Below are 23,563 nucleotides of genomic sequence, written 5' to 3'. Positions count from 1 at the left end.
ATCGTGTCCTCACGGCAGCTGCGCGACGAAGGATGCCGAATTCGACACCGCGCCGAACACGCCGCCCTGCATCTTGATCATCTTGATCGCGGCGAGATGGTTGCCGTAATCGGTCGCGCCGCAGCAATCCTCCAGCATGACGCATTCGAAGCCGCGATCGTTGGCCTCGCGCATCGTCGTGTGGACGCAGACGTCGGTGGTGATGCCGGTCAGCACGATGTTGTCGATGCCGCGCTGGCGCAGGATCAACTCCAGGTCGGTGGCGCAGAACGAGCCCTTGCCCGGCTTGTCGATGATCGGTTCGCCCGCCGCCGGATAGAGGTCGGGGATGATGTCCCAGCCGGGTTCGCCGCGCACCAGGATGCGCCCGCAAGGTCCGGGGTCGCCGATGCCGGCATTGATGCGGCGCGAACGCCAGCGCTTGTTGGCCGGCAGGTCGGCGAGATCGGGCCGGTGGCCCTCGCGCGTGTGGATGATGGTGTAGCCCTTGGCCCGCATGGCTGCGAGCACCGACTTGATCGGCTCGATCGGCGCCCGCACCAGCGAAAGATCGTAGCCCATATGATCGACATAGCCGCCCGGCCCGCAGAAATCGGTCTGCATGTCGATGATGATCAGTGCCGTATTGTCCGGCCGGAGCTCGCCATTATAAGGCCATGGATAAGGGTCGGCATCGATGTAGCGCTGGGTGATCTCGGCTCTGGCGTTCATCGGAAAAAACTCCAGTCATTTGGTGATCGACAATTCGCCCGGCGCGCCGGCAAGCGAGCGGCTCGGCGACGAGGTGGCGATCATGATGATGAGCGTGAGGATGTAAGGTGCGGCGTAGAAGAGATAGTAGCCCTGCGTCACCCCGACCGACTGCAACGCCGGGCCCAGCGCGCCGGCGCCGCCGAACAACAGTGCCGCGGCAAAGCAGCCAAGCGGGTTCCAGCGCGCGAAGATGACCAGCGCCACCGCCATCAGGCCCTGCCCCGACGAGATGCGTTCGGTCCAGCTGCCGGGATAATAGAGCGACAGATAGGCGCCGCCGATGCCAGCGAGCGCACCGCCGACACCTGTCGCAAGCAGGCGCACGGTGTTGGGATTGAGGCCCATGGCGCGCGCCGCATCGGAGCTGTCGCCGACGACGCGCACGATCAGGCCGGCGCGCGTATTGCGGAAGGCCCACCATAGGAACACGGCAAGTGCGGCACCAATCAGGAACAGGATGTTGACGTTGAGCGCCGCCTGCACCTGCGGGATATCCGACCAGCCACCGAAGGCGATGGCCGGCAGGTCTGGTGCCGAGGGCTGGATGAACGGCTTGCCGAAGAAGAAGGCGAGACCGGAGCCGAACAGCATCAGCGCGATGCCGATGGCGATGTCGTTCACCCCGCGGAATTTGCAGATCCAGCCGTGGAACAGCCCGAAGCAAAGACCGGCACCTGCGGCAGCCAGCAGGCCGAGCCATGGCGAGCCGGTCATCACCGCGACGGCGTAGGCGGTCATCGCACCGAAGACCAGCGTGCCTTCGAGGCCAAGATTGATGCGGCCGGAGCGCTCGGTGATGGCTTCGCCGAGCGAGACGAAGATGAAGGGCGTCGAAACGCGGATGGCGCCGCCGAGGATGGCGAGCGGCACGCCCCACAGGCCGATCTCGGTCGCGTCCATCAGGAGCCCCTCTTCCACAGATCGGGATTGAAGACCTTGAAGCGGCCGTAAAAGGTTTCGCTGAACAGGATGACGACGAAGAGCATGCCTTGCAGCACCAGCACGGTGGCGTCGGGCAGGTCCATGCGGCGCTGGATCAGCCCGCCCGAAGCGCCGGTGCCACCGAGCAGGAAAGCGACCGGGATGATGGCGAGCGGATTGTGGCGGGCGAGGAAGGCGACGAGGATGCCGGTATAGCCGTAGCCGGCGGCGAGCGAGGCGTTGGCGCTGCCTTGCACGGCGCCGACCTCCAGCATGCCGGCCAGCCCGGCACAGCCGCCGGCGAGCCCGGTGAAGCCGACGATCAGCGGCCCGACGGCAAGCCCTTGCACCTGGGCCGCCCTGACATTGCCGCCGGCGATGCGAGCGGCAAACCCCCAGCGCGTCTTTTCGATCAGCAGCCAGGACAGGACGCAGGCGAGAATGCCGACGACGAGGCCCCAGTGCACGTCCATGCCTGGAATGTTGCCGATGCGGTAGGCATCCGCCAGCGGCTCGGTCGAGGGTTTGTTGAGCGAAGCCGGATCGCGCAGAGGCCCTTCGACCAGATGGTTCATCAGCGCGATGGCGATATAGGCCATCAGCAGACTGGAGATGGTTTCGTTGACGGCGCGGTAGTGGCGGAGTGCGCCGACGGCACCGATCCAGATGCCGCCGGCGACCACGCCCGCCACGCCCATCAGCAGGATGACCAGAAAAGCCGGCGCGCCATTCGCCGCGACGCCGATGGCGGCGGCGGCAACGCCGCCCAGCACGATCGCGCCTTCGCCGCCGATGACGACGAGGCCTAGTCGTGCCGGCAGCGCCACGCAGAGCGCTGCCAGTAAAAGCGGTGCTGCCCGCGACAGCGAGTTCTGGATCGAGAACCACGAGCCGTAGCCGCCGCGCCACATCGTCTCGTAGAGTTGCACCGGCGATTTGCCGACCAGCGCGATGAACACGCTGAACAGCGCCATGCCGACGATCAGCGCCGCGAGCGGTATGACGAAGGCTTCCGCCCGCCGCGCCGTCCATTCGATCGCCGCCGGATAATTCCTGGCGCCAAACAGCGCTGGTGCGCCCGCAGTGCTGACAGTGTCTGCCATGGCCCCGTCTCCGATCCGGTTCAGGCGGTCGAACCGACGACGCCCTCGACCAGGTAGTCCATGCTTTCGAGTTCGAGCGCGGTCTCGGCGAAGGCCTGGCCTTCGGTCGCGACGACGACGCCCTTGTTGCTCTTCAGCGGACCCTTGATGACGGAAAAGCCGCCTTTCATCATTTCGGCCAGCGTGCCGTCGAACTGCTTGCGGGCGGCGTCGCCGACGGCGGGGCCGAGCGGGCTCATCTTGACGAAGCCGTCGGCCAGGCCGCCGCGCGTGAAGTTGGGCAGCGGCGTGCCGGCCACCAGATCGTCGACGAACATCTTGTAGACCTTGGCCCAGTTCCATTCCGCGCCGGTCAGGTATTTTTCCGGCGCCAGCGGGCTCTGGTTGGCATGATAGCCGCAGACGAAGGCGCCACGCCCGGCCGCCGTCTCGACCACCACCTTGGGGCTGTCGACATGGCAGGTGATGACGTCGGCACCCTGGTCGACCAGCGCATTGGTGGCCTCCGCCTCCTTGACCGCCAGCGACCACTCGCCGGTGAAGATCACCTGGCAGGTGATGGTCGGGTCGACCGAGCGCGCGCCGAGCAGGAAGGAATTGATGTTGAGCAACACCTGCGGGATCGGCTTTGCCGCGACGAAGCCGAGCTTCTTGGCTTTGCTGGTGTGACCGGCGACGACGCCGTTCAGATACTGGCCCATGCCGATATAGCCGAAATAGGAACCGGCATTCATCGGATGCTTGTCCTTGTTCCACATGCCACCACAATGGCGGAACTGCACGTCGGGGAATTTCGCGCACATGGCGAGCATGTGCGGATCGAAATAGCCGAACGAGGTCGGGAAGATCAGCGACGCACCGTCGAGATTGATCATCGATTCCATCGTCTTCTGCACGTCGACCGTCTCCGGCACGTTCTCCTCCTCGACGACGGAAATTCCTTCGATCCCCTTCAGCGTGGCGGCCCCTTCGGCATGCGCCTGGTTGTAGCCGTAATCGTCCTTTGGCCCGACATAGATGAAGCCGACGGTGGCCGTCGCGGCGAAGGCCCTGCTGATCGGAAACGATGCGGACGCAAGGCCGAGCGCCGCTCCGGCGGCGGAGGTCTTGAGCAGGTCGCGGCGGCTAAGCATGAATCTCTCGGACATTGAATGCTCCCTCTGTGGGGCCTTTCGGGGCCGGTTAACACCTCAATGAAAGAAGTGTATGCAATCAGCATGCCAGTTTCAGAAATGAGATTTATTCAGCAATATCAATGAGTGTGTCGATGTGGGCTGCACAAAGCCGGAGCAATTGCATACACTTTTTGCCTCCAAAATCGCCAATTTGACATGAAGGCTAAAACATAGGCATACAGAGATGCGGAGGAATCGAAGCCGGTGAGTGGCTTACGGCTCTAGCGAAAAGACTGGACGGAGGAGACGTGTCGGAAAAGCGCAATTTGATCAGGTCGGGCACGACCGTCGATCAGATGGTGAGGGCGATCAGCGACCGGATCGTCACCGGTTTCCTGCGCCCGGGCGAAAAGCTCGACGAGGCCTCGCTCGCCGCCCGCTTCGACGTCTCACGCACGCCGATCAGGGAAGCGCTCAGCCGGCTCAGCGCCATGGGGCTGGTCGAAAGGCGGCCGAACCGCGGCGCCACCGTCGCCGTGGTGACGCAGGAGCACCTCGCCTCGATGTTCGAAAGCATGGCCGAGCTTGAAGCGATCTGCGCGCGGTTCTCGGCCGAGCGCATGACCGCTGGCGAGCGCCGAACGCTGGAGGCCGAGCACCAGGCCTCGGCGCGCTTGGTGCAGCTCGGTGCCGAAGAAGAGTATGAGCTTTTCAACACCGAATTCCACACCCGGCTCTATCGCGGCGCCCACAGCAAGCACATTTATGAACTGACCGTCATAACCCGCGGCCGGCTGGCGCCGTTCCGGCGCGCGCAATTCATGCTGCCCGGGCGGCTGGCCCAGTCCTGGCAGGAGCATGACGCCATCGTCACCGCAATCATGCGCGGCGACAGTACGGCCGCCGGAACAGCCGCCAAGGATCATGTCTCGATCGTCAGCGAGGCGAGCGCCGTCTTTGCGATCGGCGATCGCCCCAAAGGCAGGACCGAGCCGTTCCCGACATCGGCTTCCTAACCGTCAATCGACCAGCACGGCGACCACGGCAGCGCAGTCGCCGGCCTTGACCAGCCCCGGAAAATGCCGCGCCGCCAACAGACCGGACATTTTGGCCCGGATCTCCTGCGGAGCGCCGCCGGTGCGGCCTATGGAATGGATACGTGCCAGCACCTGGTTCTCTGCCACCGGCTCGCCGAGATCGATCACCGTTTCGATCATCCCGTCGTCCTCGGCGAACGAGAAGCAATCGCCGGACGGCATGTCGAGCCAGCGGGTCGGCTGCATCTCGACCGCGCCGGCGACGATGCCGGCATGGCGCAGCACATTGAGCACGCCGCGACGTGCGATCCGCACCGTTTCCGCGCGCGAAGTCCCGCCGCCGCCAAGCTCTGTGGTGATGAACAGCTTGCCCATCTCTTCGGCGGCAGTGTCGAACATGCCGACCGCGTCGATCTCCAGCATTTTCATCGACCATGGTGCGGAGAAGGCTTCAACCGCAGCGAAACCCTTCGCTTCCAGCACCTTGTCGGGCCGGATGTGGGCGGCGCAGAACGGCACGAAGTCGAGCGTCTTGCCGCCGGAGTGGAAGTCGAGCGCGATGTCTGTACGGGGCAGAAGCTCGCGCTGGAAATAATCGGCGATCTTCTCGGTCACCGTGCCGTCGGGCCGGCCGGGAAAGCTGCGGTTGAGATTGCCCTTGTCGATCGGCGAGGTGCGCGTGCCGGCGCGGAACGCCGGATAGTTCATCGCCGGCACGATGATGATCGTGCCGCTGACGTTTTTCGGGTCGAGCGTACGGGCGAGGTCATAGAGCGCCAGCGGCCCCTCGTACTCGTCGCCATGATTGCCGCCGGTGAGCAATGCGCTCGGCCCCTTGCCGTTGCGGATGATGCAGATCGGGATCATCACCGATCCCCAGGCGGAATCGTCGCGGCTGTAAGGCAGGCGCAGGAAACCGTGCTGCACGCCGTCGCGCTCGCAATCGACGGTCGGCGTGATCGGTGACGGGCGAAGGCTGGACATCGGGCTCAATTCTTCACCACCAGTTTGCGCGGCACATTCGCCAGGCACTCGACGCCCGTCTCGGTGATCAGGATGGATTCGGTGATTTCCAGCCCCATCGTCTCAAGCCACAAGCCGGTCATGAAATGGAAGGTCATACCGGGCTTCAACTCGGTGCGGTCGCCTGGACGCAGGCTCATCGTGCGCTCGCCCCAGTCAGGCGGATAGGAAAGCCCGATCGGGTACCCGGTGCGATTGTCCTTGACGATGCCGTACCGCTTCAGCACCGCGAAGAAGGCGTTGGCGATGTCCTCGCATGTGTTGCCGGGCTTGGCGGCGGCAAGTCCCGTCTCCATGCCTTCCAGCGTCGCCTTTTCGGCATCGAGGAATTCCTGCGTCGGTTTACCAAGGAACACGGTCCGCGACAGCGGGCAGTGATAGCGGTTGTAGCAGCCGGCGATCTCGAAGAAGGTGCCCTCGCCCGATTTCATCGGCCGGTCGTCCCAGGTCAGATGCGGCGCCGATGCGTCGGCGCCCGACGGCAGCAGCGGCACGATCGCCGGATAGTCGCCGCCGATACCGTCAACGCCGCGCGTGCCGGCATCGTAGATCTCGGCGACCAGGTCGCATTTGCGCATGCCAACCTCGATCTTGTCGACGATACGCTGGTGCATGGCCTCCACGATCCGCGCGGCTTTGCGCATATAGTCGATTTCGGTCGGGCTCTTCACCGCGCGCTGCCAGTTGACCAATGCCGTGGCATCGACGAAGCGGGCATTGGGTAGATGCTTCTGCAGCGATGCGAAGGCAGCGGCCGAGAACCAGTAATTGTCCATCTCGACGCCGATGCTGAGCTTCCCCCAGCCGCGATCGGAGAGCACGCTGGACAGAAAATCCATCGGATGGCGCTCGGTCGACTGCACATAATGGTCGGCATAGCCGACGATGTTGTCGTGCGCGAGATAGGCGGTGCGCTTGGCGCCGTTGGCGTCCTGGCCGCGCCCGTACCACACCGGCTCGCCCGACGGCGGCACGATGACAGCCTGATGCACATAGAACGACCAGCCGTCATAGCCGGTCAGCCAGGCCATGTTGGACGGATCGCTGACGATCAATAGATCAACGCCCTTGGCCGCCATGGCCTTCCGCGTCTTGGCGAGGCGCTCCGCATATTCGCCGCGCGAGAATTTCAAATTGGGCTGCATTGTTCTTGGTCCTCGTTTGTTGGGCCTTGCGGCCGGTATCAGCTTTCGAAAATCGTACCGGTCTTGGCTGCACGCGCGCGGTCGCGGGCGAGCGTGGCGATTGCCGTGTCCTGCACGCCGGTGCCGGTCAGGTCGGCGATTGTGATGTCGCTGTCCGAACGCCGGCCATGCCTTTCGCCGGCGATGATGTGGCCAAGCTCGGTGATCTCGGCATCGGCCGCCATCACGCCCGCCGCGATAGCATGGTGCAGTTCGCCCAGCCGGCGCGTCTGTTTGGCGCTATCGGCGACGTAGAGATCTGCCATGCGCAGGATCGCCGGCGCGATCTCGTTCTTGTGCTCGGCATCCGAGCCCATGGCAGTGATATGCTGGCCGGCGGAGACGAAGCCGGCCTTGATCAGCGGCTCGGTCGACGGCGTCGTGGTGACGATGATGTCGGCATCGGCCGCAGCCTTTGCCGCGTCGGGCTCGGCGTGAACGGCGATGCCCAGTCTTTCGGACAATGCGTCGGCCGCGGCCTCGGCCTTGGCGGCATCCCTTGCCCAGATGCGAGCCTCGGTGATCGGCCGCACCAGCATCAGCGCTTCGAGCTGCAGTCCGGCCTGAACACCGGCGCCGAAGATCGCGGCAACGGAGGAACCCGGCCGCGACAGATGCTTGGCGGCAACCGCGCCGGCCGCCGCCGTGCGGATGTCGGTGAGATAGCCATTGTCGAGCAGCAGCGCCTCGACCAATCCGGTTTTCGCCGACAGCAGCACCATCATGCCGTTGACGCTGGGCAGGCCGAGCTTGGGATTGTCGAAAAAGCCGGGGCTGATCTTGATCGCAAAACCGTCGATACCCGGTACATAGGCGGTCTTGACGTCGACCTCGCCGCGATGCTCTGGAATGTCCAGCCGCAGGATCGGCGGCATCGCCACCGGCAAGGTGGCGAGCGCCCGGAACGCGTTCTCGACGCAGGCCATGGCATCAAGATCGAGCTTCACGATCTTGCGCAATTCAGCTTCGGTGAGGATCGTCATCCGGCTCATGCTGCGCTCTCCGCAATTGCTTCGCCGCAGATGATCTTGCGGTGCAGTGTCATATCGATGTTGCGGCCGGACAGCACGAGCACCGTCGGGCCGCTCGCCCTGACCTTGCCGGCAAGCACGGCCGCGATGCCGACCGCGCCGGCGCCTTCGACGATCTCGCGCTCCTGTTCATAGGCATGGCGGATGCCGGTGGCGATCTCGTCCTCGCTGAGCAGGATCACATCGTCGAGCAGGTCGCGGCACATGGAAAAGGTCAGCCGGTTGTCGAGGCCTATGCCGCCGCCGAGGGAATCGGCCAGCGTCGGCAGTTCCTCGACCAAAACCGGATGTCCGGCGTCGAGGCTCGCCTTCATCGCCGCACCGCGCGCCATTGAAATGCCCATCACCTTCGTCGCCGGGCTGACGCCCTTCACGGCAGCGGCGACGCCAGCCGCCAGCCCACCGCCGGAAAGCGGCACCAGCACCAAGGCGGCGTCCGGAACCTGTTCGATGATCTCCAGCCCGAGCGTGCCTTGCCCGGCGACAATGGCAGGATGGTCGAAGGGCGGCAGCATGATCAGCCCCTCTTCCGCGACCAGCCGTTCGACCTCCCGCTGCGCATCGTCCTGGCTGTTGCCGACGATGCGGATCTCGGCGCCGAGCCGACGGATCTCGTCCAGCTTGTTCTGCGGCACCAGCCGCGACATGCAGATCGTCGCGTGGATGCCTTGCAGTCGAGCAGCATAGGCAAGCGCCCGGCCGTGGTTGCCAGTCGAGGCAGCGACGACGCCACGCGCCCTCTCCTCGTCTGTCAGCGAAGCGATAGCGTTCGAGGCACCGCGCAGCTTGAAGGCGCCGGTGGTCTGCCGATGTTCGAGCTTGAGATAAACAGGAGCGTCCAAGTGCTGGGAAAGACTCCGGGAAGGAACGGTCGGCGTACGCTCGATCTTGCCTGCGATGCGCTCGCGCGCGGCGCGGATATCGGAGAGGCTTATCCTGGACGTGGTCATGGCTCTGCAATCAGTTCAACGGCAGCGTCATCAGACGGCCGAATTCAGGACGCGGCTCGTCGTCGCCGCAAAGGCGCAGGCAATTCCAGGCCGTCGCCTGGTTGCTGGTGACGACGGCGCGGCCGATGGCCTCTTCCATGCCGACCACTGCCAGCGCCGACCGCAGCGCCGTGCAGGACACGAACAGCGCGTCGGCTTGCATATCGGTCGCTTCGCGGGCCAGATCGACCAAGGATTTCGGCGCAATCCGTGCCATCTCGCGGTCGTCCTCGAAGCCGAGGCAAGTGAAGCCGGCGATCTCGAATCCATGTTCGATGAAATAGGCCGCCATCGGCCGGCTGGTCTCGACCGTATAGGGAGTGAGAATGCTGATCGTCCTGGCGCCCAGCGCCTTGAGGCCGCGCACCCCGGCCATCGGCGGCGTGACCGCCGGCAAGCCGGGCTTGGCGGCCTGCACCGCCGCCTCGATTTCGGCATCGCCGATCACGACGGAAGCCGAGGTGCAGGAATAGCAGATCGCATCGAGCGGCTCGTCGGGCAGGATCAGGGCCGCGGCCGCCGTCAGTGACGGCTGCATCTTGCGCAAATTGTCCGGCGTCGTCGGGTTGGCGTAGGGGATGCGCGCGACATAGACGCCGATGCGGTCGCTTGCCACCATGCGGTGAAAATCCGGTTCGCTCGTATGGTCGGTGGCAAGGATGATCAGGCCGACCCGCTTTTCCAGCGGACGCGCATCGAGCGGCGGCCGGGCCGAGTGCAGGCGGATATCGGGTGCAGCGCTCATCGTTCGATCCGCCCATAACGGTGTTCCAGCCAGCGCAGCAGCACCACCGAGAACAGGCTGATGGCGAGGAAGAAGGCGCCGACCAAGGTGATCGGTTCGATATACCGATAATAGGTATTGGCGACGCTCTTGGCCTGGTTCATCAGTTCCAGCACGGTGATCGCCGATAGCAGCGGCGTCTCTTTGAACATGGCGATGAAATAATTGGCAAGCGCCGGGATCATCGGCGGGATCGCCTGCGGAATGATGATGTGCGTCCAGGTCTGGGTGGCGTTTAGATTGCAGGCCTTGGCCGCTTCCCACTGGCCGCGGGGCACATTGTCTATGCCGGCGCGGTAGACCTCGGCCGTGTAAGTTCCGTAATGCAGCCCGAGACCGATGACGCCCGCCACCAGCGGCGGCAACAGGATGCCGAAATCCGGCAGCACGTAGAAGATGAAATAGAGCTGCACCAACAGCGGCGTGCCACGGATGAACTCGGCAAGGAAACCGACGGTGCGCGACAGAGCCCTGTTCGGCGACCGGCGCGCCAACGCGATGCCCAGTCCAATGATGGCCGCCAGTACCGAGCCGAGCAGCGTCGCCAGGATGGTGATCTTCACCCCCTCGATCAGCGTCGGCAGGATCTGCCGAACAAAATCCCAATCCCATTCCATTATCAGGCCCGATCCATCATACGCGCACCCCGTCGAGGCCACGAGCCATACGGCGTTCCAGCGACCGCACGCCCCATGAGATGAGCAGCGCCAGGACGAAATAGATGACGAGGATGGTGCTGAACGGCACCAGAGTATTGCCGGTCTGCGAGCGCACCACCTGCGCCTGGAAGGTCAGGTCGGCGAGCGAGATTAGCGAAACGACGGCGGTGGCCTTGAGCAATTCAATGGCGTTGTTGCCGAAGGTTGGCAGCATCACCAGAAGCGCCTGCGGCAGGATGATATGGCGCATGGCTTGCCAGCGGCCGAGATTGAGGGCGGTGCAGGCCTCATATTGTTCGCGGCCGATAGACTTGATGGCGCCACGCACCACTTCCGCCGCATAGGCGCCGACATTGAGGCCCAGCGCCAGCACCCCGGCCTGCAGCGGCGTCAACGAAATGCCGGCAAAAGGCAGCACGAAATAAGCCCACAACAGCTGCACGAAAATCGAGGTGCCGCGGAAGAACTCGATATAGGCGGTGGCCAGCGCGCGTAGCACGAAAAACCGCGACAGCCGCCCCAGCCCGGCAAGAAAGGCCATGACCAAGGCCAGCACCGACCCCATCAGCGTCAGCTCGATGGTGACAAGCGCTCCTTGCAATATCAGGCCGAAATAGCCGGACCATTGGGTCATTGGGGCTAAGCGTTTCCTCGCTTGGTGATCATTGCAGAACGCCGGCGCCGCCCCTCATCCGCCTGCCGGCACCTTCTCCCCGTTATAGGGACGGGGAGAAGGGTGAAGCTCCAGCGTTGACGCCCCCCTCTCCCCGTTTTTGACGGGGAGAGGCTAGGGTGAGCGGCACTTTTTACTTCGCCGAGCAGAGCTTGTCGCGGCTCGTCGACATTGCCGCCGCCGCCGAGAAGCCGTAAGGCTCGATGATCTTGGCGAACTCGCCGGACTTCTTCAGTTTCGCCAGCTCGACATCATAGGCGTCGCGCAGCGCTTCGTCGCCCTTCTTGAAGGCCGCGCCGTCGCAATAGACCGGCGCACCGACCACCGGCGCGATGACTTCGAGGTTCGGATCATTGGCTTTCTTGACCAGGTCGTTGATCGACAGCACGGGCAGCGAATAAGCATCGATGCGGCCGTCCTGCAGCATCTTCAGGCCGCTCTGGCCGTCCGGCACGACGATGACGCGCTCGCGCGGCACACCTGCGGTGAGCGCCAGCTTCTCTTCAGTGCCGCCACCCGGCGCGCCGATCGTGGCGCTCGCGTCCTTCGCGACGTCCTCGTAGCTCTTGAAACCCTTCGGGTTGCCCTTCTTCACCAGCATCGCCTCGGCGTCGCACAGCACCGGTTCCGAATAGGCGACCGCAGCACAACGTTCCGGCTTCATGAACAGGCCGGCAGTGACGACGTCGAAACGGCCGGCCTGCAGGCCGGGAATCATGGCGCCATATTCCGAGATCGAGGCGACGATATCGTTGACGCCAAGGCGCTTGAAGATTTCACGGGCAACGTCAGGCGCCGCACCCGAAACCTTGCCGTCGGCAGCGACCGCCGTATAGGGCGGCTCGTTGGCGATGGCGACGCGGGCAAAGCCTTGCGCCTTGAGCTCTTCGAGCTTGCTGTCGTCGGCCGAGCCGGCCGTCGAGGCGGCCAGCACCGCCGTCAGCGCAATACCGGCGACGCCGGCCAAAATGGCAAATTTCTTCATTGTTCCCAACTCCTTGTTTGTCTGTCTTCTTGGCTTGCTTGAGGCGTCGCCGCCTCGCATGGCAGTCAGACCCGATGTCCGGCCGCAATGATCTTCTTCAGGAAACCTTGCGTACGCTCCTGTTTGGGATGGCGGAAAATCTCGTCGGGCTTGCCCTCCTCGACTATTCTGCCGCGATCGAAGAACAGCACCCGGTCGGCGAAGTCATGGGCGAAACCCATCTCGTGGGTGACCAGCAGCATGGTCATGTCGGTCTCGGCGGCGAGCTTGCGCATGACGTTGAGCACCTCGTCGACGAGTTCCGGGTCGAGCGCCGAGGTGACCTCGTCGAACAGCATGATCTTCGGCGACAGCGCCAGCGCCCGCGCAATCGCGACGCGCTGCTTCTGGCCGCCTGAAAGCTGCGCCGGCATCGCCTTGGCCTTGTCGACCATGCCGACCATGTCGAGCAGTTCCATCGCCCGCTTTTCGGCGACGGCCCGCGGCACGCCTTTGGTCAGCATCGGTGCCAGCGTCACATTGTCGATGACGCATTTGTGCGGAAACAGATTGAACAGTTGGAAGACCATGCCGATCTTCTGGCGCATCTTTGCCAAATGCCGTTCATCGGCCGTCAGCAGCCGGCCGTTACGCTCCATGTGGTACAGCTGTTCGCCGTCGACCTGGATGTGGCCGCTGTCGATACGCTCTAGCGTCATCAGGATGCGCAGGATCGTCGTCTTGCCCGAACCCGATGGACCGATCAGTGCCAGCTTCTCGCCGGGCATGACTTGCATCGAGAGGCCGTCCAGCACCTTGAAGGTGCCGAAGCTTTTTGAAATGCCGTCGATCTTGATAATGGGAGCCGACAATGAATTTCCCGTGCTGGAGAAGCTTGCCTTTAACGATGCGGATCGCGGCAAATCATGTCAATCAAGAAAATAATATCATGACAATATTTCGGATTCCGCACAATTTCGCGCCATTCGCCGTCTAGATCGCAAGCAGGAGATGCTCGGGATCGCCGAGCAGAAGCTTGGTGACAACGCCGAGACCGGCACGCAGTTCCCCTTCCGTGGTCGAGCCCAGCGAAATCCGTACGGCTGGATGCCAAGGCATCTGCGAAATGCGAAACGACGTGCCGGGCGCGATCGCCACGCCCTGCAGGCGGGCCTGGGAAACAAAGCTTTCCTCACCGCGGTCATCGGGCAGTTGCAGCCAGACATGCAGCCCGTCGCGATGAGCGCGATAGTCCACTCCGGCAAGCACCTCGGCGGCTATGTCCAGACGCCGCCGCAAAGCCAGGCGCTGCCATCGCACGAGTTCCATCGCGGTGCCGTCGGTCACCCATTTGGTGGCGATCTCGGCCACCAACGGCGTCGCCATCCAGTTCGAGACGAGATGGCGATTGGCGACCGCGGCGACATAACGATCGGGCGCCGCGAGATAGCCGATGCGCAGGCCCGGCACCACGATCTTGGTGAAGGAGGTGACGTAGAGCGTGCGCTCGGGCGCGAAGGCGGCTACCGGCGGCGGCCGGTCCTCGACCAACGGGCCGAGGACGTCGTTTTCGATAATGGCGATGTCATGCCTGCGCGCAACGGCGGCAATCTGTTCGCGCCGGCCGGCATCCATCAGGGTGGCCGTAGGGTTGATCACCGACGGCTGCACGAACACGGCGCGGATGTCCGACAGCCGGCAGGCCTCGTCCAGCGCTTCCGGGATCAGCCCATTGTCGTCGATCGGCAAACCCTCAAGGTTGAAGCCGAGATAACGCGCCAGCGGGATCAGCGTGTGGTGACCGATCGCCTCGGTGGCGACGGTCGAGCCGGGCGGCGCCACGCTCATCAGCGCCACTGTCATCCCTGCGGTGGCACCGTTGGTCAGGCTGATGTTCTGCGGCGACGCGTCGAGGCCACAGAGGCGCAGCCACTCGACACCCACCGCGCGGTGGCGCGGGAACACCATGTTCGGCCTGAACGACAGTGCCGAGCTCGACGGCAGGTTTTCGGCGAGCCAGCCCAGCGCCTGCCTCAGCCGCTCCAGATGCATCGGTTCGCAGACCGGCTTCAGGATGGAGAGATCGATGACCTCGCCCAGCCGCTCCGGCAGATAGGGCGGCTCCGGCTCGCGGCGCTGTGTCTGCACGAAGCTGCCGCGGCCGACCTCGCCGGACACCAGCCCGCGGCGGATCAGCTCCTCATAGGCGCGGCTGACCGTCTGCACGGAAAGTTGCAGATCGTCAGCCAACTGCCGGTGCGTCGGCAACCGAGCGCCATTGGCCAGGCGCCCGTCATGGATGGCGCGCGCGAACTGGTCGGCGAGCGATTGATAGGCCGGCCGCCGGATAAGAGCGGGATCTGGTCGCCAAAATGTCATGACTTATTAGAGATCGAAATCAGTGCAATTGACAATCGAAATAATGCGCCGTCATGGTGTCCGGCACTGGAATTGGGCGATCATGGCTGCAGCGAAACTCGATCCGATCGATCTGAAAATCCTCGACGCCATCCAGCGCGACGGGCGCATCACCAAGCTGGCGCTGGCCGAGAAAGTCGGCCTGTCGCCGACGCCTTGCTGGATGCGGCTGCGCAAGCTGGAAAAAGCCGGCATCGTCTGCGGCTATCATGCCAGGATCGCCATGCGCGCCATCGCACCGGTCGCCACCGTGCTGATGGAGGTGACGCTGGCTAGCCACCGCCAGGCCGATTTCGACCGTTTCGAGCGCGTCATCCGCGACATCCCCGAGATCGTCGCCTGCTGGTCTGTCGGCGGCGGCGTCGATTACCTGCTGAAGGTGATGGCGCGCGACATCGACGCCTATCAGCGGCTGGTCGACACTCTGCTCGAGCGCGAGATCGGCATCGACCGCTATTTCACCTATATCGTCACCAAGACGGTGAAGGAGGAGAGTGTGCTGCCGGTGGCGGACCTGTTGCCGGCATCTTCCTGATACCGGAGAGATCGTCTGGCTGGGCAGGGCAATAGAGACAATCTCTCTACGTGCAGGCACGCCAACAGCCTCTCTGTTTGCGCGGCAGAGATAGTCTTGCGGCATCACCCGAACCGGGAGCCCGATGATGTCCGCACATTTTGCCCGCTCGCACCGCCATGAAGCGCTTGATCGCCTTGCCGACCGGCGGCTGCTGCGCGAACTCGCCTATGTCGCTGGCCACTGGACGGCGAGCGAGACCGCGGAGAGTTTCGAGGTGACCGATCCGGCCACCGGATCCACCGTCGCTTTCGTTGCCGCGCTCGATGCCCGGCAGACCACATTGGCGATCGATGCGGCATCGCGCGCCTTTCCTGCCTGGCGCGCATTGCTGCCGCAGGAACGGTCGAAAATCTTGCGAAAATGGTTCGATCTGATCGTCGCCGCCAAAAATGACCTGGCCCTGCTGATGACGCTAGAACAAGGCAAGCCGCTGAAGGAATCGCGCGGCGAGATCGACTACGCCGCCTCTTTTGTCGAATGGTATGCCGAGGAGGCCAAACGCCTCAACGCCGAAAGCGTCACCAGCCATCTGCCAAATGCCGAGATGGTGGTGCGACGCGAACCGCTTGGTGTCGTCGGCGTCGTCACCCCGTGGAATTTTCCCGCGGCCATGCTGACCCGCAAGGCGGCGGCCGCCCTCGCCGCCGGCTGCACCATCGTCGCGCATCCTTCCTCGGAAACGCCGCTGTCTGCACTGGCGTTGGCCGAGCTTGGCGAACGTGCCGGCCTGCCGGCTGGCGTGTTCAACGTTCTCACCGGCAAGGCTTCGACCATCGTCGGGCGGATGTGCGAAGATCCGCGCGTCCGCGCCATGAGCTTCACCGGCTCGACCGAGGTCGGCAGGTTGATCGCCGCGCAGAGTGCGCCGACGATGAAGCGTCTTGTGATGGAACTCGGCGGTCATGCGCCGCTGATCGTCTTTGCGGATGCCGATATCGACAAGGCGGTGAGAATAGCCGTCGACGCTAAATTCGCCACCTCCGGCCAGGACTGCCTCGCCGCCAACCGCATCTATGTCCAGCGTCCGATATACGATCGGTTCTGCGCTGCTTTCGCTAAACGCGTCGAGGCATTGCGGGCCGGCAATGGCCTCGCTGACGACACCGAAATCGGACCCTTGATGCACGAACGCGCGGTCAAGAAGGTCGAGGAGCAGGTGGCCGATGCGCTCGCCAAAGGCGCGCGTTGCCTGACCGGCGGCAAGCGCCATCCTGCCGGGCCGCTGTTCTACCAGCCGACCCTGCTCGCCGACGTTGGAGACGACGCTTTGATCATGCGCGAGGAGACCTTCGGTCCGGTTGCGGCCGTGACGCCTTTCGACAGCGAAGACGAAGTCGTCGCCCGCGCCAATGCGACAGAGTACGGCCTGGTCGCCTATGTCGTGACTGAGAATGGCGGTAGGCAATTGCGCATCGGCCGCGCGCTCGACTATGGCATGGTCGCCATCAACCGCGTCAAGATCACCGGCGCGCCGGTCCCGTTCGGCGGCGTCAAGCAGTCCGGCATCGGTCGCGAGGGCTCGCGTCACGGGCTCGAAGCCTTTACCGACTTCAAATATCTCTGCCTCGACGTGGCGTAACGCCCCGTCAGGCTTTTGCTTTCAAGGAGTAAAAAATGCTCGACCAGTCCAACGAACTCGCCGCCTGGGATCGCGATCATTTCTTCCATCCCTCGACCCATATGGGCACGCACGCACGCGGTGAATCTCCGACGCGGGTGATCGCCGGTGGCGAAGGCGTCACCATCTGGGACAATAACGGTCGCAAGAGCATCGATGCCTTCGCCGGGCTCTACTGCGTCAATGTCGGCTATGGCCGCCAGAAGATAGCCGACGCCATCGCCGCGCAGGCCAAGAACCTCGCCTATTACCACGCCTATGTCGGGCACGGCACCGAGGCATCGATCACCCTTTCCAAGATGATCATCGACCGCGCGCCGCAAGGCATGTCGAGGGTCTATTTCGGCCTCTCCGGTTCCGATGCCAACGAAACCAACATTAAGCTGATCTGGTACTACAACAACGTGCTCGGCCGGCCGGAGAAGAAGAAGATCATCTCGCGCTGGCGCGGCTATCACGGCTCCGGCATCATGACCGGATCGCTGACCGGCCTCGACCTGTTCCACAACGCCTTCGACCTGCCGCGTGCGCCGGTCCTGCACACCGAGGCGCCCTACTATTTCCGCCGCGCCGACCGCTCGCTGAGCGAGGAGCAGTTTTCGCAATACTGTGCCGACAAGCTCGAGGAGATGATTCTCGCCGAAGGGCCGGAGACGGTCGCCGCGTTCATCGGTGAGCCTATCCTCGGCACCGGCGGCATCGTGCCGCCGCCGGCCGGCTACTGGGAGAAGATCCAGGCGGTGCTGAAGAAGTACGACGTGCTTCTGGTTGCCGACGAGGTCGTCACCGGCTTCGGCCGGCTGGGCACCATGTTCGGCTCCGACCACTGCGGCATCAAGCCCGACCTGATCACCATCGCCAAGGGCCTGACCTCGGCCTATGCGCCGCTGTCGGGCGTCATAGTCTCAGACAAGGTCTGGCAGGTGCTGGTGCAGGGTTCCGACAAGCTCGGCTCGCTCGGCCATGGCTGGACCTATTCGGCGCATCCGATCTGCGTGGCCGCCGGCGTCGCCAACCTGGAACTGATCGACGAGATGGACCTGGTGCGGAACGCCGGCGAGACCGGTGCCTATTTCCGCGCCGAGCTGACGAAAGCCGTCGGTGGTCACAAAAATGTCGGCGAGGTACGCGGCGACGGCATGCTGGCGGCAATCGAGTTCGTCGCCGACAAGAACGATCGCGTGTTCTTCGACGCCTCGCAAAAAATCGGGCCGCAGGTCGCAACCGCTCTTGCGGCAAGCGGCGTCATCGGCCGGGCCATGCCGCAGGGCGACATTCTCGGTTTCGCGCCGCCGCTCTGCCTGACGCGGGAAGAGGCCGATATCGTCGTGTCGAAGACGGCCGACGCGGTGAAGAGCGTGTTTGCAAACATCTGAAGAGCCGACATGAATGCCATGACCAAAACCCTCCCCGCCACCATGGCCGCCGTGCAGCTGATCGGGCACGGCGGACCGGAAAAGCTCGTCTACCGCACCGACGTGAAAGTGCCCTCGCCCGCCCGGGGCGAGGTGCTGGTCAAGGTCACCGCTTGCGGCATGAACAACACCGACGTCTGGGTGCGCCAGGGCGCCTATGGAACGGAGGAGGATGCCGCCGCTGTGTCGACCTGGCGTCGTCAGGGCAATACGCTGAGCTTCCCGCGCATCCAGGGCACCGACACGGTCGGCAACATCATTGCCGTCCGCGACGGCGTGTCGCCGGCCCGCATCGGCGAGCGGGTGATGGTCGATTTCTCCATCTACAATCGCGACGACGATTCACTCGCCGACATCGACTATATGGGCCATGGCCGTGACGGCGGCTATGCCGAATACCAGGCAGTACCGTCCGAAAACGCCCATGTCGTCGACACCGATCTGAGCGATGTCGAGCTTGCCACTTTCTGCTGCGCCTATCTCACCGGCGAGCAGATGTTGGAACGCGCCGCATTGAAAGCCGGCGAGCGTGTGCTGGTCACCGGCGCCTCGGGCGGCGTCGGCTCGGGCATCGTGCAGCTGGCGCGGGCGCGCGGCGCCATTCCCTATGCGGTTGCCGGCAAGGGCAAGGAACAGGCCGTGCGTGACATCGGCGCCGAGGCGGTGATCACCCGTGGCGTTGCCGATCTGCCGGCCGCCGTCAGCGCGGCGACCGGGGGCCAGCCGATCGACGTGGTGGCCGATCTGGTCGGCGGCGCGATCTTCAACGACCTCCTGCGCATCTTGAGGCCGGAAGGCCGCTATACCACGGCTGGTGCAATTGCCGGCCCGGTCGTGCAGCTGGATCTGCGCACCATGTATCTGAAACAGCTGCAACTGCATGGCTCGAGCCAGGGCACGCGGGCGGATTTCCGCCGCATAGTGCGCTACATCGAGGACAAGAAAATCCGGCCGCTGGTCGGCGGCGTCTACAAGCTGTCCGATTTCCATCGCGCCCAGGCGGATTTCATCGCCAAGGATTTCGTCGGCAAGCTGGTGGTCGTTCCGGATGCGGCCGCCAAAATAGCGCGTCGACCACAAACGCCTATGACAGGCTCGGGCCGTTCGTGGACGCGGAATGAGCAAAACCCATTCTGATTTGGCTGCACGCCGGCAACAAGGATTCCTGACCTCTCCTGCGGCGTTATAAGGTTTTCGCGATTTTCTTATAACCCCCGCTTGCGTCCCTTGAGGTCATGGCGCTATAAGAGAACCGCATTTTTCTTATAACCGGAGCCGCCCGACATGAAGACGGTCGACCTCGTTTACCGCACGATGTATGCGGAACTCGTCCAGCGATCCTTGGACGCAGCCTTCGAAACGGATTTCCCTACGACGGGCAATCTCGTCAAGGTGCCCGTCAAGGGCAAGGTATACTGGTATTTCGAGGAAACGCAGCCGACGAAGACGCGACGGTATGTCGGGCCTGACAGCGATCCCGAGATTGCAAAACGCGTTGAATCCTTCCGTCAGATCAAGGACGACCTCCGCGCCCGCAGGAAGCTGGTATCCACGCTCGTGCGCGAGGCAGGGCTGACAGAACCCGAAAGGTTCACCGGGGATGTCGTCGAGGCGCTGGGGAAGGCTGGCATCTTCCGCTTGCGCGGCGTCCTGGTCGGCACAGTCGCCTTTCAGTCCTACGCGGGCTATCTGGGCGTGAAGCTGCCCGGTGCAGCGTTGCAGACGGGCGATGCAGACTTCGCCCTATTCCATTCCGTGTCGGCCGCGGTCGAGGACAGCCTGCCGCCCATCCTCGAAATCTTGAGGGAGATCGACCCAACCTTCAGGGAAATCCCTCACAGATCAGATCCCGGACACGCGACGCAATTCGAGAACGCAGTCCGATACAAGGTCGAGTTCCTTACACCGAACACGGGCAGCGATGACTACGCCGATCATGCAACCTCGATGCCGTCTTTGGGCGGTGCATCCGCGCAGCCTCTTCGGTTTCTCGATTTCCTGATCCACGAACCAATCAGAACTGTGCTGCTGCATCGATCGGGAGTGCCTGTCGTGGTACCGTCGCCCGGACGATATGCGGTTCACAAGCTGATCGTTGCCTCGCGCCGACAGAACAACGCAAACGGCGTGGGCAAGCGGGAAAAGGATGTCCACCAGGCAGCACTTCTGGTCGAGGCACTGGAAGCTACCCGTCGCCAGGACGATCTCGCCATCGCGTTTTCGGAAGCGTGGGACAGGGGGAAACATTGGCGTGAAGCGATACAAAAAGGACTTGGCTTGATTCCCCAGAAACAGCGTGGCGACGTCGAGGCGACGATCGTCAACGCACTTTCAGGAATCGGCGAGGAACTGGAAGGATTCAGCGGCTCATCTGCGAAAACAAAGCACGGAGACTAAACGGCAGCAACGGGTGTGGAGGGTAACCTTCTGCCAGCCGTCGCCGAGGCGTTTTTGTTTTTTTGTTTTCAGGTTTCAAAATCGACTTTGCCTATTCAGCTCTGCGATCGGACCTGCTTGGCGGCAGCCTCGAGCGACCGTTCAAACGCGTCGATCACCTGGTCGACCTGCGGCTCGGTGATGATCAGCGGCGGGCAGAAAGCCAGCGCATCGCCCATATTGCGCGAGATGACGCCGTTCTGCTGCATGAAGCCGTTGACGAGCCCGCCCAGTTCACCGGTCTTCCCCCACGGCGTCTTGTTTGCCTTGTCGCCGACCAGCTCGACCGCCGCGACCAGGCCGATGCCGCGCACCTCGCCGACAAGCGGGTGCGAAGCGAGCGTGCGCAGCCGCTTCTGCAAATGCGCGCCGACCGCACGCGCATTGCCGACAAGGTCGCGCTCCTCGATCAGCTTCAGGTTCTCGAGCGCGACCGCTGCCGCAACAGGATGGCCGCCGCCGGTGAAACCGTGGCCGAAGGTGCCGATACGGTTGCTCTCGTCGGCGATCGGCTCGAATACCTTGTCATTGATCAGCAGGGCTGAGATCGGCAGGTAGGACGAAGAGATCTGTTTCGACAACACCATGATGTCGGGCCTGATGCCGAAGGTCTGCGAGCCGAACATCTCACCTGTTCGGCCAAAGCCGCAGATCACCTCGTCGGCGATGAGCAGGATGTCGTATCTCGATAGCACCGCCTGTATCTTCTCCCAGTAGCCGGCCGGCGGAACGATGACGCCGCCGGCGCCCATGATCGGTTCGCCGAAAAAGGCGGCGATGGTTTCCGGTCCTTCGGCGAGGATCAGCTTTTCCAGCTCGTCGGCGAGCCGCGTCGAAAACAGCTCTTCGCTTTCACCCGGCAGCGCCTCGCGCCAATGGTGCGGCGTCGAGGTATGCAGCACATTGGCAATCGGCAGGTCAAAGGAAGTGTGGTTGTTGGGCAGTCCGGTCAGGCTTGCCGAGGCGATGGTGACGCCGTGATAGCCCTTCTTGCGGCTGATGATCTTCTTGCGCGCCGGCTGGCCGAGCGCATTCGACCGGTACCAGATCATCTTCATGGCCGAATCGTTGGCCTCGGAGCCGGAATTGGTGAAATACGCCTTGCTCATCGGCACCGGCGCCATCTGCACCAGTCTCTCGGCGAGATCGATCAGCGGCGAATGCGATTTGGAGCCGAAATCGTGATAGTAAGGCAGCTTCGACATTTGCCGTACTGCCGCATCGACCAGCCGCTTCTCCGAAAAACCGACCGCGACGCTCCAAAGCCCGGCCATCGCCTCGATATAACGGTTGCCGGCGAGGTCCTCGACATAGATGCCGTCGCCCTTCTCGATAATGAGCGGCCCCGATTCCTGATGCTTGCGCGCATTCGTATAGCCATGCATGTGAAAGCTTATGTCGCGGGCTTCGGGAGAATTCGGTCGTGCATCCATGATGGCTCCTGTGCTGCACGCGGAAACAGTCCTGCCGCCGGTCCGGCTCGGCAGGTCCCCGTGCATTATGCCGTTTGATGCATCTTTCTCGAACGGTATAGTGTCAAGCGCTTTCGACAGGGCCAGCGGATGGATGGACGCATGCAGAACTTCGGCTTGACCTGACCGTGGACCATGTCGACTGCATTGTCGCCGGCGCCGGCGTTGTTGGCCTGGCGATCGCGCGAGAGATGGCGCAGCGCGGCATCGATACGCTGGTCCTGGAAGCCGAGAGCGCTATCGGCACCGGGACAAGTTCGCGCAATTCCGAGGTCATCCATGCCGGCCTCCACTATCCGGTTGGATCGCTGAAAGCCCGGTTCTGCGTGGCCGGCCGGGAAAGACTCTATCGCTATTGCGAGGAGCGGGCGATCCCGCACGCGCGCTGCGGCAAGCTCATCGTTGCCACAAATGCCGAACAGGAGCCGGTGCTCGCCTCAATCCGGGCCAATGCACGCGCTTGCGGCGCCGGCGACCTGTTGCGCTTGAGCGAAGCCGAGGCGCATACGCTGGAGCCCAGCCTTAAGTGCACGGCGGCGCTGCTGTCGCCCGCCACCGGCATCATCGACAGCCATGCCCTGATGCTCGCCCTGTTGGGCGACGCCGAGGAGCACGGGGCGGCACTTAGTCTCAACACGCGCATCGCCTCCGGCCGCATCGAAGCAGGCCGCGTCGTGCTCGAGACGGTGGACGCTGCCGGCGGCGAGCGCTTCGAGATCGCCACTCCGCGTTTCGTCAATGCCGCCGGGCTTGGCGCCGCAGCACTTGCCGGTTCGCTTGAAGGGCTCAATCAGCAATTCGTGCCAAAGCTCCATTATGCCAAGGGCAATTATTTTTCGGTGGCCGGCCGGGCGCCGTTCTCGCGATTGGTCTATCCGGTGCCCGAACCCGGCGGGCTCGGTGTTCATCTGACACTCGACCTTGATGGCGTCGCCCGCTTCGGGCCGGACGTCGAATGGACCGATCAACTCGACTATCGCGTCGACTCGGCTCGTGGCGAGCGCTTCTACAGCGAGATCCGCAAATACTGGCCGGACCTGGCCGATGGCAGCCTGCAACCCGCTTACAGCGGCATCCGGCCAAAACTGTCCGGTCCCGGTGAGGCCAATGCCGACTTCGTCGTCCAGGACGTGGCGGTGCACGGCGTGGATAGCCTGGTCAACCTGTTCGGCATCGAAAGCCCCGGCCTGACCTCCTGCCTGACGATTGCCGACCATGTCGCGCAGTGCCTCGCGCCGAAGTTGTAGCGTGCGGCGCCCCGCGCCGCGATCTGCACTGTATCAAGGCGCATTGCGTGAACTTTCAGACGCAAGTCCCCTATGAGGCACATCGCGCACTTGCAGCCCGCTCCGCGCTCTGATTCCCTGCATTCTGGGGCTGTCCTGATTCGC

22 protein-coding genes are annotated in these 23,563 nt (G+C 63.6%); 7 read left to right on the top strand and 15 right to left on the bottom strand.

Features of this window, described 5'->3' with window-relative positions:
* Positions 1-9: 9 nt before the first annotated feature.
* The 4 genes from biuH to NKI25_RS14310 are packed head-to-tail and all read right to left on the bottom strand — an operon-like array spanning position 10 to position 3,925.
* The gene (biuH, locus tag NKI25_RS14325; protein WP_352587282.1) at positions 10-711 is read right to left on the bottom strand and encodes a biuret amidohydrolase; all 702 of its coding nucleotides are present in this window, start codon (positions 709-711) and stop codon (positions 10-12) included.
* 15 nt (positions 712-726) lie between these two features.
* Entirely contained in the window at positions 727-1,653 is a 927-nt protein-coding gene (locus NKI25_RS14320) for an ABC transporter permease (RefSeq protein ID WP_352587285.1), read from the bottom strand.
* Positions 1,653-2,777 carry an ABC transporter permease gene (locus tag NKI25_RS14315; RefSeq protein ID WP_352998620.1) on the bottom strand — a complete coding sequence of 375 codons (1,125 nt, stop codon included), beginning with the start codon at positions 2,775-2,777 and terminating at the stop codon, positions 1,653-1,655. The genes NKI25_RS14320 and NKI25_RS14315 overlap by 1 nt, the downstream gene beginning before the upstream one ends.
* A 20-nt stretch (positions 2,778-2,797) precedes the next feature.
* Positions 2,798-3,925: a BMP family ABC transporter substrate-binding protein gene (locus NKI25_RS14310; protein WP_352576456.1), complete on the bottom strand. Its 1,128-nt coding sequence runs from the start codon at positions 3,923-3,925 to the stop codon at positions 2,798-2,800.
* 323 nt (positions 3,926-4,248) lie between these two features.
* Between NKI25_RS14310 and NKI25_RS14305 the strand changes: the two genes are divergently transcribed.
* Entirely contained in the window at positions 4,249-4,908 is a 660-nt protein-coding gene (locus NKI25_RS14305; protein WP_502897377.1) for a GntR family transcriptional regulator, read from the top strand.
* Between the two features lie 3 nt (positions 4,909-4,911).
* Here the strand turns inward: NKI25_RS14305 and doeB are convergent, their stop codons facing one another.
* The 10 genes from doeB to ehuR form a co-directional block, all read right to left on the bottom strand.
* Positions 4,912-5,913, bottom strand: coding sequence for a N(2)-acetyl-L-2,4-diaminobutanoate deacetylase DoeB (doeB, locus tag NKI25_RS14300; protein ID WP_352998618.1), 1,002 nt, complete (start codon positions 5,911-5,913; stop codon positions 4,912-4,914).
* A 5-nt stretch (positions 5,914-5,918) separates the two neighbouring features.
* Positions 5,919-7,097: an ectoine hydrolase DoeA gene (doeA, locus tag NKI25_RS14295; RefSeq protein ID WP_352998617.1), complete on the bottom strand. Its 1,179-nt coding sequence runs from the start codon at positions 7,095-7,097 to the stop codon at positions 5,919-5,921.
* Positions 7,098-7,135: 38 nt separating this feature from the next.
* Positions 7,136-8,128 (bottom strand): cyclodeaminase, encoded by a 993-nt coding sequence (locus tag NKI25_RS14290; RefSeq protein WP_352635947.1) that lies wholly within the window; start codon positions 8,126-8,128, stop codon positions 7,136-7,138.
* Positions 8,125-9,117 carry a hydroxyectoine utilization dehydratase EutB gene (gene eutB, locus NKI25_RS14285; protein WP_352635945.1) on the bottom strand — a complete coding sequence of 331 codons (993 nt, stop codon included), beginning with the start codon at positions 9,115-9,117 and terminating at the stop codon, positions 8,125-8,127. Before eutB ends, NKI25_RS14290 begins: the two co-directional genes overlap by 4 nt.
* Before the next feature lie 10 nt (positions 9,118-9,127).
* A complete protein-coding gene (gene eutA, locus NKI25_RS14280; RefSeq protein ID WP_352998616.1) occupies positions 9,128-9,901 on the bottom strand; it encodes an ectoine utilization protein EutA in 774 nt (257 codons plus the stop codon).
* The gene (gene ehuD / locus NKI25_RS14275) at positions 9,898-10,557 is read right to left on the bottom strand and encodes an ectoine/hydroxyectoine ABC transporter permease subunit EhuD (RefSeq protein WP_352635941.1); all 660 of its coding nucleotides are present in this window, start codon (positions 10,555-10,557) and stop codon (positions 9,898-9,900) included. Before ehuD ends, eutA begins: the two co-directional genes overlap by 4 nt.
* A gap of 16 nt (positions 10,558-10,573) precedes the next feature.
* Positions 10,574-11,233, bottom strand: coding sequence for an ectoine/hydroxyectoine ABC transporter permease subunit EhuC (gene ehuC, locus NKI25_RS14270; protein WP_352998615.1), 660 nt, complete (start codon positions 11,231-11,233; stop codon positions 10,574-10,576).
* Between the two features lie 172 nt (positions 11,234-11,405).
* Positions 11,406-12,257, bottom strand: coding sequence for an ectoine/hydroxyectoine ABC transporter substrate-binding protein EhuB (ehuB, locus tag NKI25_RS14265; protein ID WP_023677200.1), 852 nt, complete (start codon positions 12,255-12,257; stop codon positions 11,406-11,408).
* Between the two features lie 65 nt (positions 12,258-12,322).
* The gene (gene ehuA, locus NKI25_RS14260) at positions 12,323-13,108 is read right to left on the bottom strand and encodes an ectoine/hydroxyectoine ABC transporter ATP-binding protein EhuA (RefSeq protein ID WP_352998614.1); all 786 of its coding nucleotides are present in this window, start codon (positions 13,106-13,108) and stop codon (positions 12,323-12,325) included.
* Positions 13,109-13,229: 121 nt separating this feature from the next.
* Complete coding sequence (gene ehuR, locus NKI25_RS14255) at positions 13,230-14,615, bottom strand: MocR-like ectoine utilization transcription factor EhuR (RefSeq protein ID WP_352452352.1); 1,386 nt, start codon at positions 14,613-14,615, stop codon at positions 13,230-13,232.
* Between the two features lie 82 nt (positions 14,616-14,697).
* Between ehuR and NKI25_RS14250 the strand changes: the two genes are divergently transcribed.
* From NKI25_RS14250 to NKI25_RS14230, 5 genes are all read left to right on the top strand, one after another.
* Positions 14,698-15,189, top strand: a complete 492-nt coding sequence (locus tag NKI25_RS14250; RefSeq protein WP_031211913.1) for an Lrp/AsnC family transcriptional regulator — start codon at positions 14,698-14,700, stop codon at positions 15,187-15,189.
* A gap of 127 nt (positions 15,190-15,316) precedes the next feature.
* Entirely contained in the window at positions 15,317-16,810 is a 1,494-nt protein-coding gene (locus NKI25_RS14245) for an NAD-dependent succinate-semialdehyde dehydrogenase (protein ID WP_352998636.1), read from the top strand.
* Between the two features lie 35 nt (positions 16,811-16,845).
* Entirely contained in the window at positions 16,846-18,225 is a 1,380-nt protein-coding gene (locus tag NKI25_RS14240) for an aspartate aminotransferase family protein (RefSeq protein ID WP_352998613.1), read from the top strand.
* Positions 18,226-18,234: 9 nt separating this feature from the next.
* Entirely contained in the window at positions 18,235-19,401 is a 1,167-nt protein-coding gene (locus tag NKI25_RS14235; protein WP_352998612.1) for an alcohol dehydrogenase family protein, read from the top strand.
* Between the two features lie 147 nt (positions 19,402-19,548).
* Positions 19,549-20,661: a nucleotidyltransferase family protein gene (locus NKI25_RS14230; RefSeq protein ID WP_352455374.1), complete on the top strand. Its 1,113-nt coding sequence runs from the start codon at positions 19,549-19,551 to the stop codon at positions 20,659-20,661.
* A gap of 95 nt (positions 20,662-20,756) precedes the next feature.
* On the opposite strand, the gene NKI25_RS14225 is transcribed toward NKI25_RS14230, so the two are convergent.
* Positions 20,757-22,133: an aspartate aminotransferase family protein gene (locus NKI25_RS14225; protein ID WP_352998611.1), complete on the bottom strand. Its 1,377-nt coding sequence runs from the start codon at positions 22,131-22,133 to the stop codon at positions 20,757-20,759.
* Positions 22,134-22,300: 167 nt separating this feature from the next.
* Here NKI25_RS14225 and NKI25_RS14220 point away from each other — a divergent pair, with 167 nt between their 5' ends.
* On the top strand, positions 22,301-23,419 hold the full coding sequence (locus tag NKI25_RS14220; protein ID WP_352998610.1) for an NAD(P)/FAD-dependent oxidoreductase: 1,119 nt from the start codon (positions 22,301-22,303) through the stop codon (positions 23,417-23,419).
* Positions 23,420-23,563: the final 144 nt, after the last annotated feature.

Origin of the sequence: Mesorhizobium sp. M0808 (assembly GCF_040320025.1) — a bacterium.
In the GTDB taxonomy this organism is placed as follows: Bacteria; Pseudomonadota; Alphaproteobacteria; order Rhizobiales; family Rhizobiaceae; genus Mesorhizobium.
This window is presented reverse-complemented; position numbering and strand designations above follow the sequence as displayed.